We start from the raw sequence: 20,495 nt of genomic DNA on the forward strand, positions 1-20,495 counted from the left end.
CGATAGTCACGCGAGTACGAGGTGTACGAGGCTCGCCGACAGCCAGTCGGTGTCGAAAGAAAGGAGCCCGGTATGAAACAGAAAACTGTGCTGGTTCACCAGTATCTGCGTTTCCGTTTTGGTCGCTGGGAGCACGTGTGTCAGCACATGCGCTCTTTGCCGAACAGTTAACGGTAATCCCGGGGTGATGGTCCTCCTCTTTTGTAATCAGGCTGCCTGCGTCGTTTTTTCCATCATTAATGTGTAATGTTCTTCATCTTTCGCAGCCTCAAAGACTTTCTTAAACCAGGCAAGATAGCGTTCAACCGAAGCCCCCTCATGAAGAGAGATATTGCGGGCATCCTGGTGAGAATGTCGATTCAGATAACGAGCAAATATACGGAAACCAGGTTCCCCCTCAGGTCCGCTAGCCAGTGTTTCAAGCGCCCGGTGAAGCGTTTCACTTTTCCCCGAAAAACCAAAGTAGTACTCAAGTATTTGCCGCATCGTATTTGGGATCACCACACTGGCAATGTCATCTTTTTGGGCATGGCGTAAGACATACCATAGTGCCTGATAGTCGTTCAGTAATTCTTTTTCGGAAACAAGGGAAGCAGAACTATGTAAGGATTTGGATACCCGATAAAGCGTCCATTCTGGTGGGCAAGAACCCGCAGCCCTTTTCTTTCGTTCAGCAGAAAGCAGTAACTCCTGAAAGAAAAACAGGCTGTGCGTCAGAATAATCACTTTCTCAGCAATTCTGGCACGTATAATCTGATGCTGGATTAACGATGCTATTTCAAAAACATAATTTTGCGACAGGCTGGATATAGGGTCATCAATGACAATTAAACGTTTTCGTTGGTCATTGTCATCACGACTTTTCCTTCCTGTGCAAGTCTCCAGAAAATAGAGAAAAGCAATCAGCGTTTTTTCACCTTCACTCAAACTACCAAAAACAGGCGTATCGCTGTTCTCACCTTCTCTCACCAGACGATAATCATCCCGATCGTCATAGGGAGCAATGCGGAATCCAGTGATCCCAAGGCTATCCAAACTGTGATTAATATGTTCAATCGTTTCCTGCGTATTGATAATCAGGCTGGATTTATCTCGAATGATTGCGTTCAGCGTATCAAGCTGGGCCGTAATTTCATCCCGAGATACCATTAATTTTGCTAATTTTTCAGCAAGTTCTGCTAGTTGTTCATCATGGTTAATTATCGTATCGGCAGCCAGCTTTCGGATATGACCGAGTAACCTCTGTTTCAGTCTTACCCGTTCAGTCTGATAATTTTCAGCCTTTCGATTATGTTCGCTTATCACCTTATTAATACTGGCGATCTGCACAGAGACATTGCCAGCCAGAGCAGAAAGATCCTCAACAGCAATAGACGCAGAGGGTGATGTTAATTTCTCATCGATATGCAATTTATTTCTTTGATAGGCCTGATCCAGTTCAAGCAAACAGAGATAAACAGGATGTTCCTGATCAACTAACGGTGTAGTGGCACAGTAAATTTGGCCACCTGATTAAAGGTGATATTCTCACCACAACATAAAACAGGTGACTTAATGAACAAGAAAACTAAACGTACTTTCACCCCTGAGTTCAGGCTGGAATGTGCACAGCTGATTGTTGATAAAGGCTACTCATATCGACAAGCCAGTGAAGCAATGAATGTTGGTTCTACCACGCTTGAGTCCTGGGTACGCCAGCTCAGACGAGAGCGCCAGGGGATTACGCCCACTGCCACGCCCATTACTCCAGACCAGCAACGTATCCGCGAGCTGGAAAAGCAGGTTCGCCGTCTGGAGGAACAAAATACGATATTAAAAAAGGCTACTGCGCTCTTGATGTCCGACTCGCTGAACGGTTCACGATAGTTGCCAGACTGAGTGACAGCCACACGGTTGTCAGCCTGTGCTCCGCGCTGGAAATACACCGCAGCAGTTACCGGTACTGGCGAAAACGACGCGATATGGTTAATCCGGTACACGTCAGGTTGTGCAGCGAAATACGTCGGGCGTGGAACCAGAGTCGGGGCTCTGCGGGGGCACGCACTCTGGCTGACATGCTGACCCAAAACGGCGTCGCGATGAGCCGTTACCGTGCCGGACGTCTGATGAAATATCTGAACCTGAGCAGTTATCAGCCCGGAAAACATCAGTACAAAAATGCCCGTCAGGAGCATACCTGCCTGCCGAATCTGCTCGAGCGTCAGTTCGCTGTGCCCGAACCAGACCGGGTGTGGTGCGGAGACATTACGTATCTCTGGGCAGGAAATCGCTGGTGCTATCTGGCGGTCGTCATGGATCTTTTTGCCCGCAGGGTTGTCGGCTGGAGTCTGTCAGTACATGCCGATACCGCACTGATAAGCAGTGCCCTGCGGATGGCCTATGAAACGCGTGGTCAACCGCGTGATGTCATGTTCCATAGCGACCAGGGAAGCCAATATACAGGTCTGAAATATCAGCAACTTCTCTGGCGTTACAGAATAAAACAAAGCGTCAGTCGACGGGGAAACTGCTGGGATAACAGTCCAATGGAACGCTTCTTCCGCAGTCTGAAAACAGAATGGGTGCCAGCACATGGTTATGCAGGCAAGGACGAGGCCCGGCAGCAAATTAATGATTACATACTGAACTACTACAACAGCGTCAGACCTCACCATTATAACGGTGGACTGACGCCGGAAGAGTCTGAGAACAGATACCATTTTTACTGTAAAACTGTGGCCAGTATTACTTGACCACTACAACTCTCTGCTTAACCCCCACTCCGGACGCTCAGCAGAGGGCATAAAAAAACGGATGAGGAAATCCTCATCCGTTAGTGCATTACGCGGTGGTACGCTCGTTCCAGGCGTCAGAATGGATAATGTTGCCATCCTTATACGTCCAGACGATCTTCTCGTAGCGCAGTTCTATCTGTTCCAGGTGGTTGTGCTTCTCTTTAGCCGGATCCTTGATGTCGTACATCACAGGATTTACTTTCACCACCTTCACGTTGTGCAGAGTGGTGTTGAAGTATTCCACTTCCTGACCCGCATCATTAATGCGATACCATTTGAACTCTGCCTGGCGCAGGGTCTGACCGGTCGTTACAGCCTTGTACAGATACGGGCTGGAGGCATCGATTTCCTTAGTGAAAAGGAATGGGGTATGGATGCGCGTCCCGGTCAATTTACCGGTGTTGTTATCGGTAGGGATGTACAGGTTATGTTCCTGAGCCACTACTTCGATACTGCCCACACGGTCTTTCACGTCAACAGAGCCTTTAATATCCGCACCGCCGTCATCTTTCAGCCAAAGGTAGACTGGAATTGCCATAACTCTTTCTCCATTTTTACTTCGCTAATGCGTCACCATCTTGCGGTGACGGTTCCCTCATGCCCGGCACCCGACAGGCATCAACCTGCGGAACCAGACTGATCTCTACACGGCGGTTGGCAGCCCGACCCTCCAGCGTATCGTTGGTTTTGTAGGGATGTGATTCACCGTAACCCTGAACGGCAAAGCAACTCTCTGCGACGTCACCGGTATCACGCATCCAGTCGCGAACAGATTCCGCACGTTTGAGAGAGAGCTGCTGATTAGATTTATCGTCACCCACATCATCGGTATGCCCGGCGATGACTATCAGCCAACCGGGCCTGGCTTTGATATTGACCAAAGCTCGAATGAGCACTCTTGTTGAACCCGCTTTTAGCGCCCATTTGCCCGAATCAAACAGCGACATGCTGTCAAGACGCACGGTTTGCGGGGAGGTCGCTTTTGGTTTTTCAGGTGGCAACCAGTCGCTGATTGCGGCCTGCAAAGGTGGGATCAATCTCATCCCCTGGTACAATCCCATTGAAAGAGAAAGGGGTTCGCCGCGCTGATACCAGCGATCAAGCCGCTGCGCATCCCGACGAAGTTGATCCTGAGCCTGAATCTTTGGCTCGACAGGATTGCCGCTAAGATGGCGGTATAGTGTCAGATGATCGTTTGTGATCCTGATGAGATGCTGGTTATTGATAAAGCTGCATGCCATCGCCAGTCCAACAAAAATGCCGCATAGCAGACCACTTATACCCACAGTTCGTTGAAATGCTGTCAGCGCCCGGCGGCGGGATAAAAAAGGCAATGCTAAATCAGGAAAAGGCAGCAGTTCGGACGCTGCAGAAGCCGCAGGAGAAATCGTTGTTTGATCGGTGATATGCCGCTGCCACAGGTTATTTTCACAGGCCGCTAATGAGGTGAAACACACAACCCGTAAAGCAGAGAAAAGTGGCGGAGCATGGCCCTCGGCGTCGCCTTGTACCTTCTTCAGCCAACCCAGTAAAGTATCTAACCACACTGCATGTGTAAGATGAGAATGGCGAGCCGAGTGCTCTTGCGATGAGAAAGGAACAAAATCATCTAATCCTGTAGCCGACTGCACTTCAGTATCCTGAGGGGTGCGAATAAACCAACGCACAGTCTCATTGCACTGAGGAGAATTCAGCCAACAACACAGCCAAAACGGCGGTATACCTGATAACCAACGCCGACTCTGGGTCACCACCCGCCGCCAACTGAGCAGCATGTGCTTAAGCGCGTCTTCATCATTATGCCGTTCCGGGATCAATGCCAGCATCACGGAAACGCGCATAAGAAGCCCCGGACGCTGCACAGCTATCTGACGAACCAGAGCACTGTAATGCTCTGGGGATTGAACAGATAAATACCAGCCCTGTGAACTCTCGCAGGAATCGCCACGTCCGGCAAACAAGGGAGCAGTATCGCCACATACCAGCACAACAGGTCCACTGAAACTCTCTGGAGGGAGCGGAACGTCATGAGCAGAATGAGCAGACGTCAACCGACCATATTGACGCCAGCCATAAACGATTCCAGGAATGGAAAACAGTAAAATAAAGACGGTAAGACCACTGCGAACACCCATACTTAACGGACTGAATCCCCAGCCCAGCAATAAAGCCAGCACGGTCGCCAGTACATAGTTCACGATCCCTCGCAACTGAGCCATGTCTTAACCCTGCCCGATAAGCTGAGCAATCTGCCCTTGTAAGACATGAGAAAATGTGAGCCATAAAGCACCCAACGCCAGTGCGCCGACAAGCCATGCCAGCCACCAGCGGCGCTTACCGCCAGAGAATCCGGAAGCCCGCATGATGACTGGCGCATCGTGCTTTAACTTAAAAGGCATTGCCTGAGTCGTCAGCGCTTCAAGAACATCTTCACGACGCTCGTCTCCTTGCTCACGATAACGCCCAACAAAACCGAGCGTGATTGCGCGATAAAAGCAGGTTAATACGGCGGTATCAGGAACGGGCTCGCGCAGTACGGTACGGATGCGCTCCCAAAGTTCTTCCCCGGCATTGGTGGTGTTGAAATAGCGAGCCTGTAAAGGTGTCGCAAGCCAGGTGATATAACCGCTATCCTGGCGGTTGCGGTTCAATACGCTTTCATCCAGTAATGCACATTGCGTATAGAGCATGTGCTCAACGCTGTGTTCGCTGTATCCCATGTCACGTAAGGCCTCACGTGCAGAATCAATCCATTGGCAGGCCCGGCGATAGAAAGCAGCCCCATCGTCGACTTCCGACCCATCGCGTAATTGGCTTACAGCAAGCCAGGTTGGCCAGAACACCTGATCAATATCCTTATTCATTTATTTCAATCCCTTAATACTGCAAATAGCTCAAGTTGAATCTCTCCCAACGTTCCCGGCACATAGAAAGCGCAATTACCGGCGTCCAGCATGGACTGGGCGGTTGGATGATTAATCTCAAGAGCAAAATATTGATTTTCCAGTCGTAGTGGGATGGCTGCGGGTACATGCGTCAGCGGTTTTAATGGAATGCCGCTGAGTGCCACATTGACGACATCTGACACATCAGCCCGACTCCCTGCTTTACACAGCTGTGGAAACTGCGTCAGGAGGACATGCGCAGGAAGAGGCGAACGAACGGAAAGATAAAAATCAGCGCCTTCACGCAGCCGTGCATCCGACAGAGCGCCATACCAGAACTGTCGCTCCTGGGTCAGTTCAATCGCGACAACGCGAGATGGCAGGCTGGCTTCCAGTAGTTCCACCAGCAGTGCAAACAGTGGCGGGAATACCTGCTGCGGATTTGCGTGCTGGTATGGAGGTACAACGCTGACATCATTTTCTAATGAAAAGGTCAGCAGGCTGCCGGCTAACCGCGCCAACTCACGCCACAAAAGCTCGGGGTGACGGCCCGGATTTTGCAGCATTTCTTTCAGAACAGGCTCCGAGCTATTAAGCGCATTCAGCAGCCAAAACAATGAAACGTCTGCTACCGCAAAATCCGCCATTCGTTCGTTACTTTCACGGCGCAAGGCCATCAGGCGACGGCAACGCGCCTGGATACGGTGTACTAAATCACCGAGCGAATTGATTAATGAGGGGCTCGCTGAGAGTGAAAGCGAGGGTGGTAAAAAATCGCGTCCCAGCTCCCATTGCCCCTGAGCATTACGAATAAGGCAAGCTACCGGACAGGTCAGATAAGCGCTGTTATCGTCATGGGCATACCGGAGGGTAATAGCATGCCGCAGTACCGCCATATCAGTCCGTTCCTGGCCTGCGAGATCCTGCACTGGTAGCCATTCCTGCTGCCAGCGACACGGACGGCTAACGCCGTTGCCTGATGACAGATTGCCGCCATTAGCTGAAAGCAGCGGCAACGCCAGCACGATATCAACGCTGCTGTAACCAGTAAGATGCGATAAATCACACGCCGGAGGCAGGTTATCTGAAATACCTGTATCCACTAACGTACCGTCAGGAAAGCGCACCACCAGATTAACGGGATTCAAACGGGAAACCGTTAGCGCACTTTCATCAAACTCCGCACTGATGACGCCCCACGGTGATGAAAGTGACATGTGAGCAACAACGTCAGCGACATAAGCATCCCAACGTGTCTGTTGCTGAAACTGCTGGGGAGCCAGAAAGGCCCCCTCGCTCCATAACGGACGATAGATCTTCATCGCACCTCCTGTGCGCTGCGTCGTTAAGATTTCGACTTCGGCATTTGTGAAACTAACGACAGACTGACGTCCATACCTTCAACCTGGAAATGCGGAATGGCATACAGGCGTACACGGAAGAAACCGGGGTTATCCTCAATATCCTCCACCACGACACGCCCATCACGCAGCGGGTGTGATGCCTGCAAGTCGTCGCCAGGATCGGTCATTTCGGTTACCAGACTGCGCAGCCAGTTGTTAAGTTCAAGCTCAAGCAGACGGCGATCTTTGGTCGTGCCAATATTTTCCCGCTGCAAGATTTTCAGGTAGTGAGCGATGCGAGAAAGCAGGAAGATATACGGCAGACGTGAGTTAATCCGGCTGTTAGCCGTCGCTTCCGGAGTATCAAACTGCGCAGGTTTTTGAGCCGAGTTAGCAGAGAAGAAGCAGGCGTAATCACGATTCTTATAATATGAAAGCGGAATAAAGCCGAGGTTAGCGAATTCAAACTCGCGGGTTTCCGGAATCATCACCTCAGATGGAATCTTCACCTGATTACCCGTACCCAGATCGTACAAATGGATAGGCAAATCTTTAACTGCGCCGCCCGCCTGCGGCCCACGGATCTGGACGCACCAGCCATTCTTGATAAAACTTTTCACCATGTTGACAGCGAAAGAGAAAGAGGCGCTGGTCCACAGATATTTTTCGTGATCCGGCCCCTTAACTTCTTCAACATAGTTAAAACTGCGTACCGGCACCGTATCAGGGCCGTACGGCAGGCGACCCAGCACACGCGGCATAGTCAGCCCGATGTAGCGTGAATCATCGCTATCACGAAATGCTTTCCACTTGATGTATTCAGCACGTTCGAAATAATCATTGATATCTTTTATGGCCGCGACGTCTTCCATATTTTCTTTCAGGAAGAATTTCGGCCCCACGGCACCAATAAACGGCATATGACAGGCTGCCGAGACGCCAGAAATATTGCGCAGCAGTGCAATATCCTGCGGGCTGTTATCAAATTCGTATGCTGAAATCATTGCCGCAATGGGTTCGCCGCCTGGCTGATCATATTCTTCAATATAAACATGGCGGTATAACCCGCTCTGGATAAGTTCCGGCGCGTCGTCAAAATCATCACGTAACGCATCCTTGCTGATATCCATCATTTCTACCCGGATATTTCGACGAAAATCGATGCCGGTGATCATCGAATGTAAACCGCGCCAGAGCGATTCTTGCTTCTGAAACTCAGCATGATGCATGACTTCATTTACCTGATCGCTAATCTGCTTATCAAGGCGAGCAATTTGTTCATCAAGCAGCGTTTTATCCAGGCGCTCTACTGGCTGTGCGGCATCCGCCAGACATGAGACCAGAACCTGAATAGCGGCGGTCACGCGTTCAGCCGGAGCGGCATCAGAAAGCGCTTCATCACTCTGCCACGCATCAACATTTTTTAATGCCGAAACCGGGGAAAGATTAATTTTGTCAAAGAGGGATTGATAAACGCTGCGTTCACTGGTCGTAGTGGCCGCGACTGAAGAGGTATGTTCCTGAACAGACATCAACATATTCCTTTTATGATCCTTTACTATTCCTGCCAATTAAGCGGAGGAAACCCTGTATAGCGTTAAATCTCTTCTGGCATCATGGTTGCCAGTTCATCACGCAGTTCCTGACTCAGGGCTGGATCCTTAAGGATGGTTTCCAGCTCGCGACGAAAAGCAGCGTTATCGAGTAAGTTAGATTTCAGGTCACGAAGTAAGTTACGCATAGCTAACAGAACGCGTAATTGTGGGATATTCCTGGCTACCTGCTCGGGTTCAAAATCGTGGATATTTTTAAAGGTAAGATTAATATCGTCTTTTCTACCATCACCAGCTAACGTATTTTTAACACTCAGATTAACGACTGGTGAGAACTTAGCTAACACATCGTTGAAATTATTCTTATTAATATCAACCTTTTCGCGTTCCGATAGAGGTCGTTGTTCTCTACCATTACTGAAATCACCCACGGTCAAAAGTTTTAACGGCAATTCAACCTTTTTCTGAACGCCTCCGGTATGTAAATCTAACTTGATATTAACGCGTGCCGTCGGCACTTCATTCTGAAAACTGTCACCCATACATCCCTCTCAGACCGGCGATTCCTGCCGATATTTTGCATTTCCTGACGGAGCATTTTCCAATCGCTCAACGAGTTTCATACAACGTCATTTCTGTGGGCAGTCAACAATGACTGTTAATGACAATTAATGATTATAATTAGTGTGGCGATGTAATCCGATATATTCTCTAATAGAAAACATGATCAATATCACTGTTCAACCAAATAATACATCAGTATTATTTATTTAAAATAGAGATCAAGAAGCTCTTTATCTAATACAAACAACAGGAATTAAATAATGTTAAATACATTCACTGAATAAATGTGTTTTTATTATGCAAGTATTAATAAGGGGAATATCTATAATTATATATATAGACCACATCATTTATTAAAACATAATCGAAATCAATTAAACTATAAATAAAAAAAAGCCGAAGATATACTTCGGCTTTTCGCACCTCATTCCTGAGCACGCAGAAAGATTACGCTTCCTGCACCACAATCAACGGCTCGATATCACTCTCTTTTTTAATCACCAGCGACTCATCACCGCGCAGGCAGGTCCCGCCGTAGTTACCACCTACGGTGAACGTACAAACCTGAATATATTTACCGGCAACCTTCGGCAGACACCAAAGCTGCTGATAAATGTTCTTCTGCTCAGCAAACTTACCGCTGGTTTTATCCAGCAGCTCTTCCTGATGACTCACCAGATCGATGTTGCTGCCACAACGTCCTGCAATAGGTTTCACCGCATAACCGGTTTGCGCCAGCTCTTCATTAACAGTGAAATCGGTATCAAGCAGATAACGGTGGTGCGGGAAAAGCTGCCAGAGGATCGGCAAAATCGCTTTGTTGCCAGGGATCACCGTCCACAGAGGTTCGAAGACCAGCACTTCCGGGCGCAGCAACACGTCGATTAAACGCACTTCCTGATTGGTATGCCCGGTACGAATTGGCACCGCTGCGTACTCCGTTTCGCTGACCTCTCGCACCTGCTCAATCGCGGTTTCCCACGCCCAGGTTTTCCAGACGCAGTTCACCAGGCGACCGTCACCGTCAATCAGTTGACCAGCATCATCCCAACGTAGCTCATCAAGGCCACGCAGAATTTTGCTGTCAAACCCGGCCTGACGCAGCGCCTGCTGCATAAACTGCGCGTGGTAGTTTTCTTCGATATCCTTATCCTGCATGATGTGGACAAACGGACGTGCGCGGCTGTGCTTCCAGGCACCCGCCAGTTCGTTGATCAACCCTTCAGCCGGGTTGTGTCCCTGCCCTGTGTAGCCTCGCTCGGCCCATCTTTCGAGAATCAAGCCAGCTTCGGTATGGCACGAGGCGGAATCGGCATTGTACTCATACACCTTCAGTCCGCGTTCATCCATACAGAAATCCATACGACCCGTAATCATATGATGCCGACGACGCTGCCAGGAAAGGCGCAGGCGCGGCCAGAGGATTTTCGGGATATCGAACAGCGCCAGCAGGTTGTCGTCTTTCAGCACCTTGTCGGTCGCGTGCAGGTACATCAGGTGTAACTCGTTGGTGGCTTTGATCAGCTCCTGCTCGGCACTTTCGGTAATGATGAAGTACTGATGCGGATCCTGATTAATGACGTGACCGTTCGCCAGCACGTAGGCTTTTTGCAGCGGATCCTGCTCATCCAGCCATTTACCGTCGAACTGTCCGTTATCTTCCAGTCGCGCGCTGCCAATTTTCAGCGAGTCATTAGCGATCTCCGGCTGCGGCAGGCTGTAACGGGTATCCTCGGTCTGGATCATCCAGCCAAGGATGGTGGTGTCGTCAAAGGTATCCCGCAGGGTGTAGCAACCGTTTTCAACCACCATCTCCAGCTCGCGGGTCCACTGCTGTCCGGGAGGCAGCGGCGTATGAAGCACGTTCTGTTCGGCAATACGGATTTTGTTTTCCAGCAACTGGGTAACGACCGCCACATGGCCGGTATCTTTAAATTCGCCGCCTTTTTGCCAGATAAGCAACGCGCCTGCTACCGGTGCGCGGGGTGAACCATTGGGAAATGCCTGTAACGGCAGGATATTGTCATTCACCACTTCACGCAGGAAGCGTAAGGAGAAGATCTCCCAGGCCATGCCTACATCGGTGAAGACCACACCATAGTTAAGGAAGAGAAAGCGGCGTGCGAACTCTACGCACTGCCATTTGTGGCCCATGTATTCGTCGTCGATATAGCTGCGAAATGCCGCATCATCGTCGTAGTCCCGTGGGTCAAGGGAGCTGTAATCTGAAGAGTAGATTGCTACGCCGCCTGGGGCGTAGCCCAATAATGTCCCGAATGGGGCATCCTGACTGGTCGTTCCTTTGCTCATGCACCTTACCTCAAAACAATACAGCCTGAGCAGGTTGGCGTGAATTTTTCGCTCTGATTGCCTGCTCTGCGACACTAACCGGACAGAGGTCGACATCATCATACACCTCAACGCAGCGACTGGCGCTCAGAGGCGAAAAATTCACAGCAGGAACTATGCCTGGGTAAGGATTACCGGCACGCTTTTATACGCCGGAGTCAAACTTTGTGTGTCCACCGCGTCCAACGAGAGCAGGACATTCGCTTCAGGTAGATACGCGCCAATTGAGCCCGCCGCCATGTTGTAAATCACCACCGTTAAGCCGTACATGATGCGATCCGCGCACGGCTGGCCGTTGTCACCCAGCGCCTGAACGTTGACCACATCTCCCTGGCTCAGACCGCGAGCCGCCGCTTCCTCGGCGCTTAAAAACACCACATCCCGACGACCGGTAATGCCGCGATAGCGATCGTTCATACCATAAATCGTGGTGTTGTACTGATCGTGGCTACGTAGCGTCGCCAGAACCAGCGCATCAGCAGGCTGATTTTCCCGCTCTACCGCCCGCTGATGGCTGACGATAAAGTTGGCTTTGCCATTTACCGTTCGCCATTCACGGCGCGATGCAGGGGTATCCATACGAAACCCGCCCGGCTCGGCAATACGGGCGTTGTAATCGTGGAACGCAGGGATCACGGCTTCAATGGCGTTACGGATCAGTGCGTAGTCCCCGGTCAACGCTTCCCAGTTTACCGGCGAAAGCGGCAGCGTGGCGCGTGCTATGCCCGCCACAATCGCGGGCTCTGATTTTAGCCAGCGGGAGGCCGGTTTCAGTGCCCCGCAGGACGCGTGGACCATCGACATTGAATCTTCGACGGTCACCGACTGAATGCCCGTCGCCTGCAGATCGCGCTCGGTTCTGCCCAGCGCGGGGAGCAGGTAGTTATGTTTTGCCAGCAGCAGGTGCGATCTGTTCAGTTTGGTCGCAACGTGAACCTGCAGATCCAGCTTTTTCATCGCCGCAAAAGTACGCTGCGGCTGTGGCATCGCCACCGCCAGATTGCCGCCCATGCAGATGAGCGCTTTTGCATCGCCCCGCTCGATGGCGCGAATACTTTCCACGCTGGAGCGGCCATGTTTGCGCGGTACACGGATAGAAAAATACGTCTCAAGGCGTTGCAGGAAATCTTCTGATGCTGCCTCGTTGATCCCCACCGAACGGTCACCCTGCACGTTAGAATGACCGCGCAACGGGCAGATCCCCGCCCCAGGCTTACCTATATTGCCTTTCAGCAGCAACAGGTTTACCAGTTGCTGGACGTTCTCAGTGCCGTTTTTATGTTGGGTGATGCCCAGACCATAACAAACAATCGTGGCGCGGGATTTACTGTAACTGTGCGCCAGATCTTCCATCTGACTGCGCGTCAGTCCCGAGTCCTGTTCCAGCTCCGCCCAGCTACGCTGGCGTAAGTCATCATACAGCGCGGCATATCCGGCGGTGTGCTCATCGATAAACGCATGATCGAGCGTTGGCTGCTGATCCAGTAAGATCCGCGCTTCATCCATTTCGATCAGCGCCTTCATGATGCCTTTAAGCAGCGAGGCGTCACCGCCCATTTTGACCTGGTAGTAGTCGTGGCTCAGCGCCGTCGCCTGGCCGGTGAACATCTCTTTCGGACTTTGCGGAAAACTAAAGCGCTCAAGCCCTCTTTCGGTCAGCGGATTGATGGAGATAATCTTAGCCCCGCGTCTGGCAACATCGCGCAGCGTGGTGAGCATACGTGGATGGTTAGTGCCAGGGTTATGCCCGATACAAATCACCAGATCGCAGTGGTCAAAATCATCGAGTTCAACGGTTCCTTTTCCAAGGCCAATGGCCGGCGTTAGCCCTGCGCTGGTCGGTCCGTGGCACATGTTTGAGCAATCAGGGAAGTTGCTGCTGCCATATTCGCGGGCAAACAACTGATACAGGAACGCCGCCTCATTTGACGTTCTGCCAGAAGTGTAAAACTCAACCTGCTGGGCTGAATCATAACTGCGCAGACGCTCGCCGATTTCCTGGAAGGCGATATCCCAATCCACCGCCTGCCAGGTATCGGACGCTGCATCGTATTTCATTGGATGCGTCAAACGACCGATATTTTCCAGTTCATAATCGCTGTAGTGCCAGAGCGTAGAAACCGGATGACGGCTGAAAAATTCCGGTGACGCTTTCTTGCTGGTTGTCTCCCAGGAGACCGCCTTAACGCCATTTTCGCACAGCTCCATCGGTGCCCGATGGCCAGGGTCCGGCCATGCACAGCCCGGACAGTCGAACCCTTTCACCTGGTTCATTTTAAACATCGCGATAATGTCGCGGGCGACAGCCTTTTGCGAAAACAACGAAGCAGTGACGGCTTTTACCGCGCCCCACCCACCCGCCGAGCCCTGATAACCGCTTACTCCTGGAACACCCTTTTTCATTATTACTGCTTATTCACCGCCAATTTTTGATGGTGAATACGGTAGCAATTTCCGTCCAACATTGATTTCCTCTTCATGGAGTACGGGCCAGGTACAATGAACGGGTTAGATTTATCTTCCCCTTTCAGCACAAAACGGCATAAAGTCCCAATCTGTTAAATTGAGTTCTACCTGGCTGCTACACTGCATCAAACAACCACTCAGAAGGCAGGTCACTATGTCAGACAATACCTATCAGCCCGCGAAAGTCTGGACGTGGGAAAAATCGAACGGCGGCGCATTCGCCAATATCAATCGCCCTGTTTCCGGCGCTACACACGAGAAAACGCTGCCAGTTGGCAAGCATCCGCTGCAGCTCTATTCGTTGGGTACGCCAAACGGGCAGAAAGTGACAATTATGCTGGAGGAGCTGCTGGCGCAGGGCGTGAAGGGCGCGGAATACGATGCCTGGATCATCCGCATCGGCGATGGCGATCAGTTTTCCAGCGGCTTTGTGGAGGTGAATCCGAACTCGAAGATCCCGGCGCTACGCGATCACTCGCAAAACCCACCGGTTCGCGTATTCGAATCTGGCGCAATCCTGCTCTATCTGGCGGAAAAGTATGGCTATTTTCTGCCGCAGGATTTACCAAAACGCACCGAAACGCTGAACTGGTTATTCTGGCTACAAGGCGCAGCCCCATTCCTCGGCGGTGGCTTTGGCCACTTCTACAACTATGCGCCAGTGAAGATTGAGTACGCGATCAACCGCTTCACCATGGAAGCCAAACGCTTACTCGACGTGTTGGATAAACAGTTAGCACAGCATCAGTTTGTCGCCGGAGATGAATACACCATTGCCGATATGGCGGTCTGGCCATGGTTTGGCAATGTGGTTCTGGGTAACGTGTACGACGCGGCAGAGTTCCTTGATGCAGCAAGCTACAAGCACGTGCAGCGCTGGGCAAAAGAGATTGCGGCACGTCCGGCAGTAAAGCGGGGCCGTATTGTAAATCGCACTAACGGACCGCTGAACGAGCAGCTTCATGAACGCCATGACGCCAGCGACTTCGATACCAATACTGAAGATAAGCGACAGGCTTAAAATGCCTGATGGCGACGCCGGGGCGTCTTATCAGGCCTACAAAGACGCCCTGGCGTAGGCCGGATAAGGCGTTTGCGCCGCCATCCGGCATAAAATCAAGCGCTGGTGACGTCATACTCCATGCGGCGAAGTGCATCCAATGTGAATTTAGCTTCATCTTCATCAATGATGCTCATGGCGAACCCTACGTGCACCAGCACCCATTGCCCGACCAGTTCGGCAGGCTCGCCTTCACATATCAGGGCAATATTGACATCACGCTTGATGCCGCACACTTCAACCTGCGCAAGCTGGTGAATATCTTCACCAACGGCCAGAACCTGACCAGGGACTCCAATACACATATCTGACTCCGCCCCATAGCAACCTATGGGCTATTCGACTTCAATACTTTTCACTTTCAGTGAATCGCCAGCATCTACCCGCAGACGATCGCCCTGACAGAGAGGACACTGCGCATCATGCTGGGTGATCTCTACGACCTGACTGCAATCCCAGCACCACGCCTGGGCGGGTTTGTAATCAATATGCAGCTCACAACCCTGGGCCAGCGTCCCCTGACAGACGATGTCGAAACTGAAACGCACGGCGCTCTCTTCAACGCAGGAGAGCGCCCCGATTTCCAGCCAAACGCCGGTTACACGTTTGACACCGTGCTGCTCTGCCTGCTGTTGAACAATCTCAACCGCGCTCTGACAAAGGGACAGCTCATGCATTTTCGCAGTTCCGACGACCCAGCAGCAGCGCGCGGCGGTTGAGCTGCGGCGCATTTGGATCGCTTACCGGCAGCGATAACAGCATTCGTGCGCAATCGTCAGTCAGGCGCACACCTTCTTGCGCAGACATGCTGTGCGAAAGCGGCGACATCAGCGAACAGGAGAGGTATTGCGATACACCCTCCAGTTCACCCACGGTAAAGGTCATTTCGCCATACGGCAGACGCAACCCGATTTTTTCGCTGACTTTACGCACCGGCCAGACCTGATCCGGCCCGGGGAAAATCAGCGCGCTGAGCATCCAGGGTGTGATAACACACCCCGTCCACTGTCCTTCAAACAGCGTAAAATCAGAGACATATACCGGCATATTCGGATGCAGGAAAGAAAGATCGTGCATCGAACGCCGGGCAACCTCTTCAAACGCGGCCTGAATTTGCTGCTTCGGGGCTGTCTGAAAGCCTAAGAACTCCTCAGACATGTGCCTTCTCCCGTGGAATAGCTTCAACGCCAGACTCGCGCAGCGCGGCAAGAACCTGCTCAAGCGCAGGTTCAATCATCGCTTCGACCGTTGGCGTTAGCCCGATATGCGGCTCCAGCGATTCCGGAATAACGCCGACTAACGTCAGCTTTTTCGGAAACTCGCCGGTGAAACGCAGGGCCGACAAAACGTCGGCCAGGCCAAGCTGGTGCGGTGAGATTTTGTTGGTAAACAGCGCCGGGATCTCTTCATCCCGCAGAACCATCATCTTTCCTGGCGTGTTTTTCTTCGACACAATGGCGTCAGCAATGATCAGATGATCTCTGTTCGCCATATCGCCGAGAAGCTCCATCCCAGCCGTACCACCGTCCAGAACATCAACAAAGTCTGGCAGGATGTACCGTTGCTCTAATGCCTCAACGATACGTACTCCGATGGCTTCGTCGGTCAGCAAAATATTGCCAACCCCTAAGACTAATATCCGCATTACAGAACCTTAACTGAGACCACTTCGTTCCCGTCAACGTCCACCACATGCACCGCACATGACATACAAGGGTCGAAGGAGTGAATGGTACGAACCACTTCCAGCGGTTTGTTTGGATCGGCAATCGGCGTTCCTACCAGCGAGCGCTCATACGGTCCCACTTCATCATTAAAGTTACGTGGGCCAGAGTTCCAGGTTGACGGAACAACCGCCTGGTAGTTGCTGATAATGCCATCTTTAATCACCATCCAGTGAGACAGCATACCGCGCGGCGCTTCGAGGAAACCGACACCTTTGAATTCGCCCGTTGCCGGGATATCCGGTTTCACGAAGGTGGTGTGGTCGCCTTTACCGATGTTCACGATCAGCGCGTTGTACTGATCCTGCAGAACGTTCTGCAGTTCACAGCAGTGAACGGTACGGCCAATAATACGACCCAGCGTAGAGTGCAGCTGCGACACTTCGATAGTTTTACCGGTCAGCTTGGTGTAAATCGCGATGATTTCATTCAGCTTGGCATGGGTAGACTCGCGTTTGGCCGCCAGTTTACACAGCATGTTAGCCAGCGGACCCACTTCAACCGTTTTCCCGTAGAAGGTCGGCGCTTTAACCCAGGAGTACTTGCCGTCATCTGACCAACCGGTGTAATCAGGAACCGTTGTGCCTTCCCACGGAGCCTGCGGCGCTTCGTCTTTGTACCACGCGTGTTTCGCACTCTCCTGAATCCCTTTGATCAGATACTCATCGGAGTGAGAGGTGATCGGACGATAGGTCGACAGATCTTCATTAGTAATGTAACCACCCGGGAACAGGAAGCTGCCGTTTTTACCGTCAGTCGGAAATTCCGGCGCACTCAGATAGTTAACCGCGCCCTGACCACGCTCCAGCCACTCAGGATAGAATGCAGCAATAACCGCGGTATCTACCTTGTAAACCTGCTCAACGAAGTCGCTCAGCTTATCAATGAAAGACTTGATGTACATCAGGCGTTCAAGGTTCAGCACGCCAAGACCGTCGAGGTTAATCGGGTTAGCAACCCCACCTACCGCCAGGTTCTGGATGTGCGGCGTTTTACCGCCCAACAGCGCCACAACGCGGTTGGCATCACGCTGGCATTCCAGCGCCTGCAGATAGTGAGCGACCGCAATCAGGTTCACTTCCGGCGGCAGCTGCATTGCCGGGTGACCCCAGCAACCGTTAGCAAAAATGCCTAACTGACCGCTGGCAACAAGATCTTTGATCTTGTTCTGAACCTTGGTGAACTCTTCTGCGCTGTTCAGGTGCCAGGAGGACACGCCGTTCAGCATGGCAGATGCTTTCGCTGGATCGGCTTTCAGCGCAGAAGTGATATCCACCCAGTCCAGCGCAGAGAGCTGATAGAAGTGAACAATATGGTCATGCGTGGTGTGCGCGGCCAGAATGATGTTACGGATATACTGTGCATTTACCGGAACATCAATATTCAGCGCGCTTTCAGCTGCACGAACGGAAGAGATAGCGTGAGTCGTGGTGCAAACACCACAAATACGCTGCACAATCATCCAGGCATCGCGCGGATCGCGGTTTTTCACGATCTCTTCCATGCCGCGCCACATGGTACCGGAAGCCCATGCTTTAGATACCACGCCATTTTCGATTTCGCAGTCGATGCGTAAATGACCCTCAATACGGGTTACCGGATCAATAGTAATTCTCTGGCTCATGCTTTGCTCGCCTCATGACGATTTTGATCGTTTTGTTTTAAAGGAGGAAGTATCGGCAGTAGACGAATGAGTACGATGTATGCACAAATCTCAATAGCCACAAAACCAATAGAAATCAACAGTTCTTCCCAGGTCGGGAAGTAGTGGTAGCCACCACCAGGATTGAATGCCACCAGCGAGTAGGACAGACGCCATGTCGCACAACCCAGCAATGCGCTCAGCGCAGACAGATACAGCATGCGCGAGTCATTGCGCAGCTTAGTGACGCGCAGCACCACCAGCGGGAAGACCATCAGCACGACTTCAATCCAGAACATCACGGAGTAAAGATCGCCTGCAAACGCATACGACAGCTTGTCGCGGTAGATCAACTCGCCAAAGCGCAGGACCACGAAAATCGCCAGCAGCACGCTGATGGTGTTCGTCAGCTTAATGAACAGACTTTTCTCGTCCGGACCGTTACCTTTCAGACCCGCTTGTACCAGTGAGCCTTCAAAAATGACGATCGAGAAGCCCATTATAAAGGCGGTTAATACCGAGAAAAGCGGCAACATTTCATAAGCTTGCCAGAGCGGATGTACTTTATAACCCGCAGAAATCATCAATGAACCCATTGAAGACTGGTGCATGGTCGGCAGCAGCGCGCCGAGGGCAATAATAAAGAACATCACTTTATTCAAACGCTTGAGAGAAACTTTCCACCCCAGACGTTCAAACAGAGCTGGCGCAAATTCCAGCGCCATGATGCCGATATAGATGGTCATACAGACCGCCGTTTCGAACAGTACCGAGTTCACGTTGAAGTGACCCGGAATGTAGAAGTACGGCAGGTTCCAGTAACGACCGACGTCAATGGTGATCGACAAACCACCCAGCGAGTAACCAAACAGGCTTGCCAGCAACGCCGGACGTACCAGTGGATGGTATTGTCCTCTGTTGAAAACATACACCGCCCACGCCAGCGCCCAACCGCCGCACGCAAAGCCAGTACCAATCAACAGGTCAAACGCGATCCATACGCCCCACGGGAAACCGCCGTTCAGATCGGAGACTGAACCCAATCCGAAGACCAGACGTTTCACGATCAGGAGCATACACAGGACGATAAGCGGCCCAAAAATAATGACCGGTTTGCTGATTATTTTTCCGCCCAGCGGTTTAGGATCATGACTCATGATCGTCTCCTCCATCGTGATGGTCGTTTTTCGTGTTACGACGAACCAGCACGGTTAAGCCCGCCAGCGCAGCCAGGGGTAAAATCATGCCCTTGTACAGGGAATGTTGAACATGTTCGGAACGCGCACCGGTTGAAAGATCATCCAGTTTTGGCAGATCCAAATCCTCGTAAGGAACACCCGTCAGCACCATAACCTGCGTACCACCGCCTTCCTTTTCACCGTACAGGTGCGGATAGTACTTCGGTACCGTATGCAAATAAGTATCACCAGCGTTCACTGTCTGACGCGGATAGTGGTATTCGCTGCCAGGCTTCAGTGCGAGACGTTTTTTCGCCTCAGCCATCAGCTCTTCACGGGTACCAAAAATCACTGCACCGGCAGGACACACTTCAACACATCCCGGCAAACCGCCTTTGTCCAGACGTTCAACGCCTTTCTGGTTACACAGTTCACATTTATGAAGCGCACCAAACGGGTTGTTGTAGTCGTATTTAGGGACGTTGTACGGACAGGCGACCATGCAGTAACGGCAGCCGGTACAGACATCTTTGTCATAGTGGACGATGCCGGTTTTCGGGTCTTTCTTCAGCGCGGAGACCGGGCAAACGGAGACGCAGTTTGGATCGACACAGTGCATGCACTGTTTCTTAATGTATGCGTAACCATTTTCTTCCTGGTCTTTGTTAACGCCTGTTCCGCTACGCCACACCTGGATGATGTTGTTGGTGTACGGTGACAATTTGTCGTTGTTCGACCAGGTTTGCTCGCCTTCCGGGTTACGCGCCGGGAAGTTGATATCCTGACACTTGGTGACGCAGGCCTGGCAGCCTACGCACAGCGTCGAATCATAAAGCATCCCAAGAGAACCCGGGATCGGCGGACGGTTTTCTGCAGCCGCATGGCTGATGGACGGCGCGGCGCCCAACAGCAATGCCCCGCTGGAGGCTGCTTTAATAAAGTTACGTCTGTTCACGG

Annotated in this window: 18 protein-coding genes; 2 read left to right on the forward strand and 16 right to left on the reverse strand. The window is 51.6% G+C overall.

Annotated features, from left to right (window positions below; genetic code table 11):
- Positions 1–207 precede the first annotated feature (207 nt).
- Positions 208–1,446: an AAA family ATPase gene (locus tag SK32_RS16005; protein ID WP_231591584.1), complete on the reverse strand. Its 1,239-nt coding sequence runs from the start codon at positions 1,444–1,446 to the stop codon at positions 208–210.
- Between the two features lie 72 nt (positions 1,447–1,518).
- On the opposite strand from SK32_RS16005, the gene SK32_RS25780 reads away from it, so the two are divergent.
- A protein-coding gene (locus SK32_RS25780; protein ID WP_148735742.1) for an IS3 family transposase occupies positions 1,519–2,732 on the forward strand; the annotation gives its coding sequence in 2 pieces (ribosomal slippage) (positions 1,519–1,813 and positions 1,813–2,732; 1,215 coding nt in all).
- Positions 2,733–2,820: 88 nt separating this feature from the next.
- Here the strand turns inward: SK32_RS25780 and tssD are convergent.
- From tssD to SK32_RS16055, 8 genes are all read right to left on the reverse strand, one after another.
- Entirely contained in the window at positions 2,821–3,312 is a 492-nt protein-coding gene (tssD, locus tag SK32_RS16020; protein WP_003024437.1) for a type VI secretion system tube protein TssD, read from the reverse strand.
- Positions 3,313–3,328: 16 nt separating this feature from the next.
- Positions 3,329–4,993 (reverse strand): OmpA family protein, encoded by a 1,665-nt coding sequence (locus SK32_RS16025; protein WP_048213208.1) that lies wholly within the window; start codon positions 4,991–4,993, stop codon positions 3,329–3,331.
- 3 nt (positions 4,994–4,996) lie between these two features.
- The gene (tssL, locus tag SK32_RS16030) at positions 4,997–5,638 is read right to left on the reverse strand and encodes a type VI secretion system protein TssL, short form (protein WP_048213209.1); all 642 of its coding nucleotides are present in this window, start codon (positions 5,636–5,638) and stop codon (positions 4,997–4,999) included.
- A gap of 5 nt (positions 5,639–5,643) precedes the next feature.
- Positions 5,644–6,981, reverse strand: coding sequence for a type VI secretion system baseplate subunit TssK (gene tssK, locus SK32_RS16035; RefSeq protein WP_048213210.1), 1,338 nt, complete (start codon positions 6,979–6,981; stop codon positions 5,644–5,646).
- Positions 6,982–7,004: 23 nt separating this feature from the next.
- On the reverse strand, positions 7,005–8,534 hold the full coding sequence (gene tssC / locus SK32_RS16040) for a type VI secretion system contractile sheath large subunit (RefSeq protein WP_048213211.1): 1,530 nt from the start codon (positions 8,532–8,534) through the stop codon (positions 7,005–7,007).
- Between the two features lie 65 nt (positions 8,535–8,599).
- Positions 8,600–9,097 carry a type VI secretion system contractile sheath small subunit gene (gene tssB, locus SK32_RS16045; RefSeq protein WP_048213212.1) on the reverse strand — a complete coding sequence of 166 codons (498 nt, stop codon included), beginning with the start codon at positions 9,095–9,097 and terminating at the stop codon, positions 8,600–8,602.
- A 469-nt stretch (positions 9,098–9,566) separates the two neighbouring features.
- Complete coding sequence (gene gss, locus SK32_RS16050) at positions 9,567–11,429, reverse strand: bifunctional glutathionylspermidine amidase/synthase (protein WP_048213213.1); 1,863 nt, start codon at positions 11,427–11,429, stop codon at positions 9,567–9,569.
- Positions 11,430–11,582: 153 nt separating this feature from the next.
- Positions 11,583–13,871: an FdhF/YdeP family oxidoreductase gene (locus SK32_RS16055; RefSeq protein ID WP_048213214.1), complete on the reverse strand. Its 2,289-nt coding sequence runs from the start codon at positions 13,869–13,871 to the stop codon at positions 11,583–11,585.
- 217 nt (positions 13,872–14,088) lie between these two features.
- Between SK32_RS16055 and yghU the strand changes: the two genes are divergently transcribed.
- The gene (gene yghU, locus SK32_RS16060; protein WP_048213215.1) at positions 14,089–14,955 is read left to right on the forward strand and encodes a glutathione-dependent disulfide-bond oxidoreductase; all 867 of its coding nucleotides are present in this window, start codon (positions 14,089–14,091) and stop codon (positions 14,953–14,955) included.
- Between the two features lie 95 nt (positions 14,956–15,050).
- Here yghU and hybG read toward each other — a convergent pair whose 3' ends face one another.
- Genes hybG through hybA form a run of 7 tightly spaced genes read right to left on the reverse strand, consistent with a single transcriptional unit; the run spans position 15,051 to position 20,493 of the window.
- The gene (hybG, locus tag SK32_RS16065; RefSeq protein ID WP_048213216.1) at positions 15,051–15,299 is read right to left on the reverse strand and encodes a hydrogenase maturation factor HybG; all 249 of its coding nucleotides are present in this window, start codon (positions 15,297–15,299) and stop codon (positions 15,051–15,053) included.
- Positions 15,300–15,329: 30 nt separating this feature from the next.
- A complete protein-coding gene (gene hypA / locus SK32_RS16070; RefSeq protein ID WP_003828349.1) occupies positions 15,330–15,671 on the reverse strand; it encodes a hydrogenase maturation nickel metallochaperone HypA in 342 nt (113 codons plus the stop codon).
- Positions 15,664–16,152 (reverse strand): hydrogenase-2 assembly chaperone, encoded by a 489-nt coding sequence (hybE, locus tag SK32_RS16075; protein WP_005123148.1) that lies wholly within the window; start codon positions 16,150–16,152, stop codon positions 15,664–15,666. Before hybE ends, hypA begins: the two co-directional genes overlap by 8 nt.
- Positions 16,145–16,639, reverse strand: a complete 495-nt coding sequence (locus SK32_RS16080; RefSeq protein WP_048213217.1) for a HyaD/HybD family hydrogenase maturation endopeptidase — start codon at positions 16,637–16,639, stop codon at positions 16,145–16,147. The genes hybE and SK32_RS16080 overlap by 8 nt, the downstream gene beginning before the upstream one ends.
- Positions 16,639–18,342, reverse strand: coding sequence for a hydrogenase 2 large subunit (gene hybC, locus SK32_RS16085; RefSeq protein ID WP_003024476.1), 1,704 nt, complete (start codon positions 18,340–18,342; stop codon positions 16,639–16,641). Before hybC ends, SK32_RS16080 begins: the two co-directional genes overlap by 1 nt.
- Positions 18,339–19,517 carry a Ni/Fe-hydrogenase cytochrome b subunit gene (hybB, locus tag SK32_RS16090; protein ID WP_006688074.1) on the reverse strand — a complete coding sequence of 393 codons (1,179 nt, stop codon included), beginning with the start codon at positions 19,515–19,517 and terminating at the stop codon, positions 18,339–18,341. The genes hybC and hybB overlap by 4 nt, the downstream gene beginning before the upstream one ends.
- Positions 19,507–20,493, reverse strand: a complete 987-nt coding sequence (gene hybA, locus SK32_RS16095) for a hydrogenase 2 operon protein HybA (protein ID WP_005123143.1) — start codon at positions 20,491–20,493, stop codon at positions 19,507–19,509. Before hybA ends, hybB begins: the two co-directional genes overlap by 11 nt.
- Positions 20,494–20,495 lie beyond the last annotated feature (2 nt).

The organism is Citrobacter sp. MGH100 (assembly GCF_001034465.1).
In the GTDB taxonomy this organism is placed as follows: domain Bacteria; phylum Pseudomonadota; class Gammaproteobacteria; order Enterobacterales; family Enterobacteriaceae; genus Citrobacter; species Citrobacter youngae.